8 protein-coding genes are annotated in these 13788 nt (G+C 70.6%); 4 read left to right on the forward strand and 4 right to left on the reverse strand.

Annotation, left to right across the window (positions count from 1 at the left end):
* Positions 1-128 precede the first annotated feature (128 nt).
* The 4 genes from P8T65_RS14080 (at position 129) to glgB (ending at position 8726) form a co-directional block, all read left to right on the forward strand.
* Entirely contained in the window at positions 129-2267 is a 2139-nt protein-coding gene (locus P8T65_RS14080; protein ID WP_316725745.1) for an alpha-1,4-glucan--maltose-1-phosphate maltosyltransferase, read from the forward strand.
* Complete coding sequence (treS, locus tag P8T65_RS14085; protein ID WP_316725746.1) at positions 2264-3964, forward strand: maltose alpha-D-glucosyltransferase; 1701 nt, start codon at positions 2264-2266, stop codon at positions 3962-3964. The genes P8T65_RS14080 and treS overlap by 4 nt, the downstream gene beginning before the upstream one ends.
* A gap of 93 nt (positions 3965-4057) precedes the next feature.
* Positions 4058-5536, forward strand: a complete 1479-nt coding sequence (locus tag P8T65_RS14090) for a maltokinase N-terminal cap-like domain-containing protein (protein WP_316725747.1) — start codon at positions 4058-4060, stop codon at positions 5534-5536.
* A 28-nt stretch (positions 5537-5564) separates the two neighbouring features.
* A complete protein-coding gene (gene glgB / locus P8T65_RS14095) occupies positions 5565-8726 on the forward strand; it encodes a 1,4-alpha-glucan branching enzyme (protein WP_316725748.1) in 3162 nt (1053 codons plus the stop codon).
* Between the two features lie 278 nt (positions 8727-9004).
* Here the strand turns inward: glgB and P8T65_RS14100 are convergent, their stop codons facing one another.
* From P8T65_RS14100 to P8T65_RS14115, 4 genes are all read right to left on the reverse strand, one after another.
* A complete protein-coding gene (locus tag P8T65_RS14100; RefSeq protein ID WP_316725749.1) occupies positions 9005-10435 on the reverse strand; it encodes a cytochrome in 1431 nt (476 codons plus the stop codon).
* Positions 10436-10579: 144 nt separating this feature from the next.
* The gene (locus P8T65_RS14105) at positions 10580-12829 is read right to left on the reverse strand and encodes a UvrD-helicase domain-containing protein (protein ID WP_316725750.1); all 2250 of its coding nucleotides are present in this window, start codon (positions 12827-12829) and stop codon (positions 10580-10582) included.
* Positions 12830-13006: 177 nt separating this feature from the next.
* On the reverse strand, positions 13007-13339 hold the full coding sequence (locus P8T65_RS14110) for a thioredoxin domain-containing protein (protein ID WP_316725751.1): 333 nt from the start codon (positions 13337-13339) through the stop codon (positions 13007-13009).
* Entirely contained in the window at positions 13336-13770 is a 435-nt protein-coding gene (locus P8T65_RS14115) for a MerR family transcriptional regulator (protein ID WP_316725752.1), read from the reverse strand. The genes P8T65_RS14110 and P8T65_RS14115 overlap by 4 nt, the downstream gene beginning before the upstream one ends.
* Positions 13771-13788: the final 18 nt, after the last annotated feature.

Consider the following 13788-nt stretch of genomic DNA (forward strand, 5'->3'; position numbering starts at 1 on the left):
GTGAGTAGTTAACAAAGTGCCGGAATGCCCACCCGCACTGTGTGGGAAGGCTCCACCGGTACGTCCCGCTGGCCCCACCTCCCCACACCCTCATCCGCCCACCCACGTTGACGCGGACAGGAGCGGTCATGCCCGCCACGCACCACTCGTCAGCACCCCCGACGACCAGTACCACCCCCGCCCCACCCGACAGCACCGCCGCACGCCCCGCACGCCGGGCGCGCACCGACCCGCCCGCGCCCTCCTCGGTGCCTCCAACACCCCCGGAGACTCTGGGCGCTCCCACCGTCGGCCGTATACCGGTCCTCGATGTGCGGCCGACCGTCCACCACGGCCGCCGCCCGGCGAAGGCCGTCGTGGGCGAGGCCTTCGAGGTCTCGGCCGTCGTCATCCGGGAGGGCCACGACGCGGTCGCCGCCAATGTCGTGCTCCGTGACCCGGAGGGCCGCCCGGCCGGGTGGACCCCGATGCGCGAACTGGCCCCCGGCACCGACCGCTGGGGCGCCACCGTCTCCGTACCGAGCGAGGGCCTCTGGTCCTACGCCGTGGAGGGCTGGGGTGACCCGGTCACCACCTGGCGCCATCACGCCCGCATCAAGATCCCGGCCGGCATCGACACCGAGCTGGTGCTGGAGGAGGGCGCGCGTCTCCACGAACGCGCCGCCGACCAGGTCCCCGAGGGCAAGAGCGGTCGGGGCACCCTCCTCGCCGCCGTGGATGCGCTCCGGGACACCACCCGTCCCGTCTCGGCCCGGCTGGCTGCGGCGTTGGCGCCGGAGGTGGACGAGGTCCTGACCCGGCATCCCTTGCGGGAACTGGTCACCTCCTCCGAGCCGTTGCCCCTGCTGGTGGAACGCGAGCGGGCCCTGTTCGGCTCCTGGTACGAGTTCTTCCCCCGTTCCGAGGGCACCCCCGAGCAGCCCCACGGAACCTTCCGCACCGCCGCAGGGCGCCTGCCCGCCATCGCCGCCATGGGCTTCGACGTCGTCTACCTCCCACCCATCCACCCCATCGGCACCACGTTCCGCAAAGGCCGCAACAACACCCTCTCCCCCACCCCCGACGACGTCGGCGTGCCCTGGGCCATCGGCTCCCCCGAAGGCGGCCACGACACCGTCCACCCCGACCTCGGCACCCTCGACGACTTCGACTTCTTCGTCGCCGAAGCCCGGGCCCTGGGCATGGAAGTCGCCCTGGACCTCGCCCTGCAGTGCTCCCCCGACCACCCCTGGGTCCACAAACACCCCGAGTGGTTCCACCACCGCCCCGACGGCACCATCGCCTACGCCGAGAACCCGCCCAAGAAGTACCAGGACATCTACCCCATCGCCTTCGACGCCGACATGCCCGGCCTGATCGCCGAGACCACGCGTGTCCTGCGGCACTGGATGGACCACGGGGTACGCATCTTCCGCGTCGACAACCCCCACACCAAACCGGTCGTCTTCTGGGAACAGGTCATCGCCCAGATCAACGCCACCGACCCGGACGTCATCTTCCTGGCCGAGGCCTTCACCCGCCCCGCGATGATGCACACCCTGGCCGCCACCGGCTTCCAGCAGTCCTACACCTACTTCACCTGGCGCAACACCAAACAGGAGCTCACCGAGTACGCCGCCGAACTCGCCGGGGAAGCAGCCGCCTACATGCGGCCCAACTTCTTCGTCAACACCCCCGACATCCTGCACGCCTTCCTCCAGGAGGGCGGCCGCCCCGCCTTCGAACTCCGCGCCGTCCTCGCCGCCACCCTCTCGCCCACCTGGGGCGTCTACTCCGGCTACGAGCTCTGCGAGAACACCCCCCTGAAGCCAGGCAGCGAGGAGTACCTCGACTCCGAGAAGTACCAACTCCGCCCCCGCGACTGGGACGCCGCCGAACGCGACGGACGCACCATCGCCCCACTGCTCGGCAAGCTCAACGAGATCAGGCGGCGGAGCCCGGCGCTGCGTCAGTTGCGGGATCTGCACTTCCACCACGCCGACCAGGAAGCGGTGATCGTCTACTCGAAGCGGGCGGGCTCGAACACGGTTCTGGTGGTGGTCAACCTCGACCCCCACCACACCCAGGAGGCCACGGTCTCGTTGGACATGCCGCGACTCGGCCTGGACTGGCATGAGTCCGTGCTGGTGCGCGACGAGCTCACCGGCGAGGTCTACACCTGGGGCAGGAACAACTACGTACGTCTGGAACCGGGCCGCTCGCCCGCCCACGTACTGACCGTCCTGCGACCGTCCAACCCGCAGATCGGGGGGTCACCCACACAATGATCGTCAACGAGCCCGTTCCGGACACCTTCGAGGACACGCCGCAGAAGGACCGGGACCCGGACTGGTTCAAACGCGCTGTCTTCTACGAGGTCCTCGTCCGGTCCTTCCAGGACAGTGACGGCGACGGCATCGGCGACCTCAAGGGCCTGACCGCGAAACTCGACTACCTGCAGTGGCTGGGCATCGACTGCATCTGGCTCCCGCCGTTCTTCAAGTCCCCGCTGCGCGACGGCGGTTACGACGTCTCGGACTACACCGCCGTCCTCCCCGAATTCGGCGACCTCGCCGACTTCGTGGAATTCGTCGACGCCGCCCACCAACGCGGCATGCGCGTCATCATCGACTTCGTCATGAACCACACCAGCGACCAGCACCCGTGGTTCCAGGAATCGAGGAAGGACCCCGACGGACCCTACGGCGACTACTACGTCTGGGCCGACGACGACAAACAGTTCCCCGGCGCCCGCATCATCTTCGTCGACACCGAAGCCTCCAACTGGACCTTCGACCCCGTCCGCAAACAGTACTTCTGGCACCGCTTCTTCTCCCACCAGCCCGATCTCAACTACGAGAACCCGGCCGTGCAGGAGGAGATGATCTCGGCGCTGAGGTTCTGGCTGGACCTGGGCATCGACGGGTTCCGGCTGGACGCGGTGCCGTACCTGTACCAGCAGGAGGGCACCAACTGCGAAAACCTTCCCGCAACCCATGACTTCCTCAAGCGGGTGCGGAAGGAGATCGACGCGCACTACCCCGACACGGTCATCCTCGCGGAGGCGAACCAGTGGCCCGAGGACGTCGTCGACTACTTCGGTGACTTCGCCAGCGGCGGCGACGAATGCCACATGGCGTTCCACTTCCCCGTCATGCCCCGCATCTTCATGGCCGTACGACGGGAATCGCGCTACCCGGTCTCGGAAATCCTCGCCAAGACCCCCGCCATCCCCTCGAACTGCCAGTGGGGCATCTTCCTGCGGAACCACGACGAGCTCACCCTCGAAATGGTCACCGACGAGGAACGCGACTACATGTACGCGGAGTACGCCAAGGACCCGCGCATGCGCGCCAACATCGGCATCCGCCGCCGCCTGGCGCCCCTGCTGGACAACGACCGCAACCAGATCGAACTCTTCACCGCCCTGCTGCTCTCCCTGCCCGGCTCCCCGATCCTCTACTACGGCGACGAGATCGGCATGGGCGACAACATCTGGCTCGGCGACCGCGACGCCGTCCGCACCCCCATGCAGTGGACCCCCGACCGCAACGCCGGCTTCTCCTCCTGTGATCCGGGGCGGCTGTCACTGCCGACGATCATGGACCCGGTCTACGGCTACCAGGTCACCAACGTCGAGGCGTCCATGTCCTCGCCGTCGTCGCTGCTGCACTGGACCCGCCGGATGATCGAGATCCGCAAGCAGAACCCGGCGTTCGGCCTGGGCACCTACACCGAACTGCCCTCCTCCAACCCGTCCGTGCTCGCCTACCTCCGCGAGTACAAGGACGACCTGGTGCTGTGCGTGAACAACTTCTCCCGCTTCGCCCAGCCCACCGAACTCGATCTGCGCGCCTACCAAGGACGCCACCCCGTGGAGCTCATCGGCGGAGTCCGCTTCCCCGCCATCGGTGAACTGCCCTACCTCCTCACCCTCGCGGGCCATGGCTTCTACTGGTTCCGGCTACGGAAAGACGCCGTGTAAACCCGACCGGAACCCCGGGCTGGCCGGTTTCCCCCGGCCCGCCCGGGGCACGCAGACAGGAACACCCCGCCCCCGGGGAAAGGACGCGATTCCATGTCGGAAGCCGCTTCGCACTCCACCGCGACAAGTCCCGCGCCACCGTCCCCCACAGAACCCTCAGCCGGGCTGCTCACCTCGCTGGAGCCCCTGCTGCGCGAGTGGCTGCCGCGGCAGCGCTGGTTCGCGGGGAAAGGGCGACCGGTCACCGGGTTCAGCCTGGTGGCGGCGACGGAACTGCTGCCGGTGGGCACCCCCGCGGCAGGCGGGCCCGGCGGGTCCAAGGCGGGGCTGCTGCATCTCCTCGTCCGCGCGCATCAGCCGCTGGTGCCGTCCCAGGGAGCCGCGACGCACCCCGGCGACTGCTACCAACTGCTGCTCGGCGTACGCGAGACACTGCCGCCCCGGCTGGCGCCCGCGCTGATCGGGCATGTGGCGGAGGGGCCACTGGCGGGGCGGACGGTGTACGAGGCGCTGCACGACCCCCGTCTCGCCGATGTCCTTCTGGAGGCGCTGCGCACCCAGGCCCGCGTCGGCGAGCTGCGCTGCGGACGGGACACGCGCCATGACATCCCCGAGGGCCTGGTGCCGCGTCTGGCCACCGCCGAGCAGTCCAATTCCTCGCTCGTCTACGGCGATACGTTCATCCTGAAGCTGTTCCGCCGGGTCGTGCCCGGGGACAACCCCGACCTCGAACTGCCGCTGGCCCTCTCCCAGGAGGACTGCCCCCGGGTACCGGCGCCGGTGGCCTGGATGGTGGCGGACCTGGGTCGCTCCGGCGACCCCGACGGCCATCATGTCCTGGGCGTCCTGCAACCGTTCCTGCACGGGGCGGCGGACGGCTGGGAACTGGCGCTGAGCATGCTGTCCAAGGGTGAGGACTTCACCGCCGAGGCGCGGGCGCTCGGGCGGGCCACCGCCGAGGTGCACACCGCGCTGACCAGCGTCCTGCCCACCGTCACCCTGGGCCGGGCCCAACTGGAGGCGCTGGTCGAGGGGATGACCGAGCGCCTGGAGGCCGCCGCGCAGGCCGTCCCCGCGCTGCGGCCGTACGCGCCCGGTCTGCGCACGGCCTTCGCCGCGCTGGCCGACCTGGCCGCGGAGGGGCACACGTGGACGGCGCAGCGCATCCATGGCGACCTGCACCTCGGGCAGTGTCTGCGTGCGCCGTCCGGGGAGTGGTCGCTCATAGATTTCGAGGGTGAGCCGTCGAAGCCGCTGGCCGAGCGGCGGATGCCGCAGCCCGTCGCCCGCGACATCGCCGGCATACTCCGCTCCTTCGACTACGCGGCGCACTCCCTGCAGCCCCCGGCCGCCGACTGGGCGACCGCCTGCCGGGCCGCGTACTGCTCCGGGTACGCGGAGGTCGCCGGAGTCGATCCGCGAACCGATCCCGTGCTGCTGCGCGCGTACGAGACCGACAAGGCCGTGTACGAGGTCATCTACGAGGCCCGCCACCGTCCCGACTGGCTCCCGGTACCCCTGGCCGCGGTCCGCCGCCTGGCCACGGACCCCTGCACCGACACCACCCCCTGACACCACCCCTCCCGAGGAGACCGTCCCTGTGACTCCCCGCCCGCCGTCCGACGACAGCACGCAGCCCCCCGCCGCCGGGGCCGAGGTATCGGCCCCGGTGAAGAAGACGGCCACGACGACGAAGAGGACGGCAGCGAAGAAGACGGCAGCGGCGGCGAAGCCCGTCGCCAAGAAGGCGACGGCCAAGAAGGCGACGGCCAAGAAGGCGACGGCGAAGAAGACGACGGAGGACACGGTCACGGCCGCGGAGGCCGCCACCACGACCGCCGCAGCCAAGATGGCGCCGGCGAAGCAGGCTGTGGCGAAGAAGACGGTGGCGAAAAAGGCCCCGGCCACGAAGAAGGCCGTGGCCAAGAAGGCGGTCGGGAGGAAGACCACCGCCAAGACCACCACGGCCGGCGACACCACCACCGTTGCCACCACCACCGCCGGTGATGTCGCCGCAGGAGCCGTGGCCGCCGCAGACGTCGCCAAGAAGGCCGTAGCCAAGAAGCCCGCCAGCAAGAAAGCCGTGGCCAAGAAGCCCGCCGCGAAGAGGACCACCGCCAAGACCACCACAGCCGGCAACACCACCACCGATGCCACCACCACCGCCGGTGATGTCACCACAGAAGCCGTGCCCGCCGCAGACGTCGCCAAGAAGGCCGTAGCCAAAAAGGCCGCCAGCAAGAAAGCCGCGGCCAAGAAGCCCGCCGCGAAGAGGACCACCGCCAAGAAGGCGGTCGCGAAGGCGGCGGGCGCGAGGAAGGCCGTGGCCGCCGCTCCCGAGTCGGCCGTGGTCGAGCCGTCCGCTGCCGTGTCGGTGCTGGCCGGGTCGGCCACTCCCCCCGGGGCGACCGTCCCCCACCAGGCCACCTCCGAGCCGGGCGGACCCGATCCGCTGGTCCCCAGGCAGGCCACGGCCGAGCCGGTGCTCGGCGAAGCCGACGGAGGCAACGGAGCCACGGTTGCCGCACCGGTCGGCGGCGAGGTCCCCGGGGCCCCCCTCGCCCAGCCTGCCTTCTCCCCCGCGATGGACGGCGGTGACCGGGAGCGGCTGCTGGCCGGTACGCACCATGAGCCGCACGCCGTACTCGGAGCCCATCCCGCGCCCGGTGGTGTGGTGTTCCGGGCGTTCCGGCCGTACGCCCTCGGCGTGTGCGTGGTCGTGGGGTCGTTGCGGGCGGAGCTGCACGACGACGGGGGCGGCTTCTTCTCGGCGCTGCTGCCGCTGCGGGAGGTCCCGGAGGCGTACCGGCTGCTCGTGTCGTACGAGGGGACGGAGCAGGAGACCGAGGACGCGTACCGTTTCCTGCCCTCGATCGGTGAGCTGGACCTGTATCTCATCGGTGAGGGCCGGCACGAGCAGCTGTGGCGGGCGCTCGGCGCCGAGCCGATGACCCACCAGGGCGTCACCGGCACCCGCTTCACCGTGTGGGCCCCGAACGCGCGCGGCGTACGCGTGGCCGGCACCTTCAACTTCTGGGACGGCTCGGGCTTCCCGATGCGTTCGCTCGGCTCCTCGGGCGTGTGGGAGCTGTTCGTGCCGGGGATCGGCGAGGGTGAGCTGTACAAGTTCGAGATCACCCGGCCGGACGGTTCCCGGACGCTCAGGGCCGACCCGCTGGCCCGCCGGACGGAGGTCCCGCCCGCCACGTCGTCCGTCGTGTACGCCTCGCACCACGAGTGGGGCGACGAGGAGTGGCTGGCGAAGCGGGCCGAGACCCCCGCGCACGAGGCGCCGTTCTCGGTCTACGAGGTCCATCTGCCGTCCTGGCGCCCCGGACTGACGTACCGTCAACTGGCCGAACAGCTCCCGGCGTACGTCTCCGACCTCGGCTTCACGCACGTCGAACTGCTGCCGGTCGCCGAGCATCCCTTCGGCGGTTCCTGGGGCTACCAGGTCACCGGCTTCTACGCCCCGACGGCCCGCCTCGGCACCCCGGACGACTTCAAGTACCTGGTGGACGCCCTGCACCGGGCCGGGATCGGGGTGCTGATGGACTGGGTGCCGGCCCATTTCCCGCGCGACGACTGGGCGTTGGCGGAGTTCGACGGACGTCCGCTGTACGAGCACGGGGACCCGGCGCGGGCGGCGCACCCCGACTGGGGGACGCTGGAGTTCGACTACGGGCGCCGCGAGGTGCGCAACTTCCTGGTGGCGAACGCCGTCCACTGGTGCGAGGAGTACCACATCGACGGGCTGCGGGTGGATGCCGTCGCGTCGATGCTGTACCTCGACTACTCGCGCGAGCCGGGTCAGTGGACGCCGAACGAGCACGGCGGCCGGGAGAACCTGGACGCGGTCGCCTTTCTCCAGGAGATGAACGCGACGGTGTACCGGCGGGTGCCCGGTGTCGTGACGATCGCCGAGGAGTCCACGGCCTGGGACGGGGTCACGCGTGCCACCCACCACACGGGTCCGGGCGGCTTCGGAGGGCTCGGCTTCGGCCTGAAGTGGAACATGGGCTGGATGCACGACTCCCTGGGCTACATGGCCAAGGACCCGATCCACCGCAAGCACCACCACCACGAGATGACCTTCTCGATGGTGTATGCGTACAGCGAGAACTACGTCCTGCCCATCTCCCACGACGAGGTCGTGCACGGCAAGGGCTCACTGGTGTCGAAGATGCCGGGCGACTGGTGGCAGCAGCGCGCCAACCACCGCGCGTACCTGGGCTTCATGTGGGCCCACCCCGGCAAGCAACTCCTCTTCATGGGGCAGGAGTTCGCCCAGGGAGCGGAGTGGTCGGAGGCGCACGGGCCGGACTGGTGGCTGCTCGATCCCGCGTACGGCGCGGAGGCGGACCACCGGGGGGTGCGGGACCTCGTCCGTGATCTCAACGCCGTGTACCGGCGCACCCCCGCGCTCTGGGAGCAGGACACCCGGCCGGCGGGCTTCTCCTGGATCACGGGGGACTCGGCGGACGACAACGTCCTCGCGTTCCTGCGGTTCGCCGAGGACGGGAGTCCGTTGCTGGTGGTGTCCAACTTCTCGCCGGTGGTGCGCGAGGACTACCGCCTCGGGGTACCGGACGACGTCCCGGCGTGGCGCGAGCTCCTCAACACGGACGCGGGTGTGTACGGCGGGACGGATGTGACGGCGTCCGACCCGGTGAAGCCGGAGCCCCAGGCGTGGCACGGCCGCCCCGCCAGCATCCGCGTCACGCTCCCCCCTCTGACCACCCTCTGGCTCCGCCCGGCCTGACCTACTTCGCCCCCGCCTCTCGCGCTCCGCGCGGGGCGGGTGGGTAGGTGTCGGTCCGGTGGGGGTTCTCGCGCAGTTCCCCGCGCCCCTGGAAAAGCGCGGCTGCGCCCCTGCTTTTCCAGGCCCGCAGGGCCTGGCGCCTTCAGGGGCGCGGGGAACTGCGCGAGAACCCCCACCGGACCCGCACCCGACAACGCACCCCGGGGGTCAAAGGGGCGCAGCCCCTTGGGGGTGGGACGGGTAGGGGCGGCGGGGGCGAGACCCATGTCTGACGGGTGTCAGCCGCCTCTCCTCCCACCCGGCATCATCCGCCGCAACACCCCCAACAACCCCCCGCTCCCACCCCGATCCACCCCCGGCTCGTCAACAGCCTCCACCGGCGCCACCGGCACATCACCCCGCCGCTCCTCCATCCCCCGCACCGAACTGTGCGCCGCCAACTCATAACGCACCGGCAACAACTTCAACCCCCGCACCACAGGCCCCGACCGCCACGGCAACTGATCCGGCGGTAGCGTGAGCTCCGCCCGGCCGAAGTGCTCGAAGATCCTCCCCACTGCGGTCGTGACGATCGTCCCCGCCAACTCCCGCGCGGCACTGGGACACTGATGCGGCCCGGCCCCCCACGCCAGATGCGCCCGCGTGCTGACGGCCGAGTCGACGAGGTGCGAGGACCCGACGTTCAGCAGATCCCGGTGCGCGGCGGCGACGGACGGGGACACGATGTCCCCGGCCCGGATCAGGAAGTTCCCCAGCCGCACATCACGCGCCGCGAACCGGAAGCACAGATTGGCGGTGGGCGGATTCACCAGCGCGGCCCGGTTCACGGTCTCCCCGAGCTGCCCGTTGGACAGGCTCCGCCGCACGGTCGCGTTCCCCCGCAGCACCTCCAGCAGCGTGTTGCAGACCATGTTCCCGGTGATGTCGTTGAGATAGACCGCGTTCATGAACAGCTCACGCCCGAGCTGCTCGTCGCTCAGCGACGGGTCGGACAGCAGCATGTAGGAGGTCAGGTCCTCCCCCGGGCGGGAGCGCCGGTGCGCGGCCAGTCGTGTCATCGCCCCCAGCGCCCGCCCGGTCGCCGGCCCCGCGTCTGGCCCGCCGTCCAGCATCCGCCACAGGTCCATGACCATCTCGTCGCCGAGTTCGACGGGACACCCGAAGAGTTTGGTCGTCACCATGAGGAGCAACGGCCGGGTGTACTGCGCCGCGAGGTCGGCGAAGCCGGTGGTGCCGGACTCGGCGGCGAGCACGGCGATCAGTTCGTCGGCGTAGCGCGCGACGGCCGCCCGCAGCTCCCAGCCCTCGGGCGAGTGCCCGTCCTGGAAGGGCCGCATGGCCGAGTGGTAGCTCAGCCGTGCGTGCCGGTGCTCCTCGTCGTCGAAGAACATGGTCTGCCGGACCTCGTACCCGGCGAGCAGCGGCCAGTCCCGCGGCAGCCGCCCCTCCGCCCGAGCCCGCCAGTGGCGTACGTCGCGCCGCCACACGCTCTCGTTGCGCAGGACCTCCAGCACCTCGCGGTAGTCGAGAACCAGCCACGCCGGCACTCCCATCAGCCCCACGGGTGCCACAGGGCCGTACGTGCTCCGCAGTCGCTCGTAGACACTGCCCGGATCCCGGTCGAACTCCGAGGTCAGCAACGGCTCCACGGCCAGCGATTCCAGGCCGGGGCCGCCGGCCGGAGCTGCCGCGAACGGATGTGTTTCCATGCCGACACGCATACCGCATGAACCGTGTACGAGCAGTGACGATGACGCCAACTGTTACGGGTTGGTGATCCCCGATGCACCTGTGGTGACGGTGGCGGGGGTGCTGCCTGCCCGGTACCCGGCAGTTCGGCACCCCCGCCCACTTCAAGCCAAGGTCGGCAACTCCTCCAGCGCCTTCGGCAGTTGTTCCGCGTACACGACACCGAGCGCCTGCGTCGCCCGTGTCAGCGCCACGTACAGATCGCTGGTGCCGAACCTCCCGGGTTCGACGACGAGGACGGAGTCGAACTCCAGGCCCTTGGCCTGCCGGGGGTCGAGGAGGACGACGGTCCGGGTCAGGCCGGGCTCCGCGCCCGCCGTCACGTCGTCAAGGCGGGCCGCCAGGGTCCGGTGCAGCTCACGCGGCGCGATCACGGCGAGGCGCCCCTCGGCGGGCGTGAGTTCGGCGACCGCCTTGGCCACCTCGGCGGAGAGTTCGCCCGTCGCCACGCGGCGCGCCCAGGGCCGTACGCCGGTGGACCGTACGGAGCTCGGTGGTTCGAAGTCCGGCCGCTCGGCGCGGACGACACCGGCCGCGACCGCCATGATCTCGGCGGGGGTGCGGTAGTTGACGCCGAGCCGGGTGTGCTCGAAGCGGTCCTGGACGTACGGGGCGAGGATGTCGGCCCAGGAGCCGACGCCCGCGGCCTCGGCCGTCTGGGCGGGGTCGCCGACCAGGGTCATGGAGCGGGTCGGCGAACGGCGCATCAGCAGCCGCCAGGCCATCGGCGACAGCTCCTGCGCCTCGTCGACGATGATGTGCCCGAACGCCCAGGTCCGGTCGGCCGCCGCCCGCTCGGCGGCGCTGCGGTGGTCGTCCTCCTCGTGCCGCTCGGCGAACCGTTCGGCGTCGATGATGTCGTGGGCGGACAGCACCTCCGAACCGTCGCCGTCGGGATCAATGCCCTCCCGGTCCTCGAACTCGTACGTCCGGGAGGCGTAGGACACCTCCAAGACGCCCTGCGCGTAGGCGATCTGGGTCTCCCGCTCGCGCTCGGCACGGGCGCGGGCCAGGCGGTCGTCCTCGCCCAGCAGCTCGGCCGCCTCGTCGAGCAGCGGCACGTCGGCGACGGTCCACGCGCGCGTGACGGGACGGCGTACGGCGTCGGCGTCCTCCTTCTCCAGATACGCGTCCGGCTCGGCGAGGAAGTCGGCGATCAGCCGGCGCGGGGTGATCCGGGGCCACAGCTGGTCGATGGCTCGCCAGACCTCGGGGTTCTCGGCCAGCTCGTCGCGGATCTGGGTGATGTCACTGGCGTCAAGGAGGTTGGAGCCGTCGTAGGGGTCGGTGCCGATGCGTTCGGCGACCATCTCGGTGAGGGTGTTGAGGATGTAGCCCTCGAAGTGCTCGCGGGCCGCGTTGTGCGGGAGCTTCGCCTCGCGGGTGCGCTCGCGGGCGACCCGTGCGAGGTCGTCGTCGAGCATGAGGATCTCCCGGTCGTGCTCGATGGCGAGCACCGGGTCGGGCAGCGCCTGCCGGTCCCGTACGACGGCCGCGAGGACGTCTGCCATGGCGGCGCTCCCCTTCACCCGGGCGGCCTCCGGGGTGTCGGTGGCGGTGGCCCGTACGCCGGGGAACAGCTCGCCGACCGTGGACAGCAGCACACCGGTCTCGCCCAGCGACGGCAGCACCTCGCCGATGTAGCCGAGGAAGGCCGGGTTGGGTCCGACGACGAGAACCGCGCGTTTGGCGAGCAGTTCGCGCTGCTCGTAGAGGAGGTACGCGGCGCGGTGCAGGGCGACGGCGGTCTTGCCGGTGCCGGGGCCGCCCTCCACGACCATCACCCCCTGGTGCGGGGCGCGGATGATGCGGTCCTGCTCGGCCTGGATGGTCTGCACGATGTCGCCCATGCGGCCCGTGCGGGCGGAGTTGAGGGCGGCCAGCAGGACGGCGTCACCGGTCGGGTCCTCGTACCCGGTACGGGTCGCGTCGCCGAGGTCGAGGATCTCGTCGTGCAGGGCGGTGACCCGGCGGCCCTCGGTGGTGAGGTGCCGGCGGCGGCGCAGCCCCATCGGGGTGTGACCGGTGGCGAGGTAGAAGGGGCGGGCGACGTCGGCGCGCCAGTCGATCAGGATCGGGGTGCGCTCGGTGTCGTCCTCGCGCAGCCCGATGCGGCCGATGTGGTGGACGGCCCCGTCGGCGAGGTCGAGCCGGCCGAAGCAGAGCGACCCGTCGACGGCGTTCAGCGCGGCCAGCAGCCCCGAGCGCTCGGCGACCAGGATGTCCCGCTCCAGGCGGGCCTGCATGGGCGTGTTGCCCTGGGCGAGCGCGTCCGTGACGGAGCCCTCGGTCTCACCGCGCAGGGCGTCCACGCGGGCGTACAGCCCGTCGATGAATTCCTGCTCGCGCCGCAATTCATCGTGTGAATCATGCGAAAAGCCGGTGTTTGACAATTCCACTCCCGCCCGGATATACTGTGTTCACTGAACTTCTTTAGCGACTCCATTCCTCTGAAGTCGCGAACCATCAAATATACGCAAGAAAAACCCCCGAGCGCAATTACGCTCGGGGGTTTTCTTCTCCTGCCGATGTCAGAGCACGTCGTCCAGTTCCGCCAGCAGCCGGCGCTTCGGCCGCGCGCCGACCATGGCCTTCAGCGGCTCACCGCCCTTGAACACCAGGAACGTCGGCATCGACAGCACCTTGTACGCCTGGGTGGTCTCCGGATTGGTGTCCACGTCCAGCTGCACCACTTTCAGCCGCTCCCTCTCCTCCGCCGCGAGCGCGCTCAGCACCGGCCCCATCTGCCGGCACGGCGGACACCAGTCGGCCGTGAACTCCACCAGCACCGGCAGCTCCGCCCCGATCACCTCCGCCTCGAAGTCCGCGTCCGTCACTTCCGCGACACCCGCCGCCCTGATCACAGTGCCCCGCCTCCCGCTCCGAGTTCGCACCCCGGCTCCGGACCGCCCGGAACCTCCGCCTCGGCCGCCAGCCGCTCCCGCGCCCGCTCGGCCCGCGCCAACTGCTCACCGACCGACGCCCGCACCGCCACCAACTCACCGATCAGCGCGTCGAGTTCGTCCAGCTTCCGCCGATACACCGCCAGCGACGCCGGGCACGAGTCGCCCTCCGGGTGCCCCGCCCTCAGACACTCCACGAACGGCCGCGTCTCCTCCAGGTCGAACCCGAAGTCCTGCAAGGTCCGGATCTGCCGCAACAGCTTCAGATCCGCCTCGTCGTACGTCCGGTACCCGTTCCCGGCCCGCCGCGCGGGCAACAGCCCCCGCGCCTCGTAGTACCGCAAGGCCCGCGTCGTCGTCCCGGCCCGCTCCGCCAGCTCCCCGATGCGCATACGAGGACGGTATTCCTT

It is taken from the genome of Streptomyces sp. 11x1 (assembly GCF_032598905.1).
Lineage (GTDB): Bacteria > Actinomycetota > Actinomycetes > Streptomycetales > Streptomycetaceae > Streptomyces.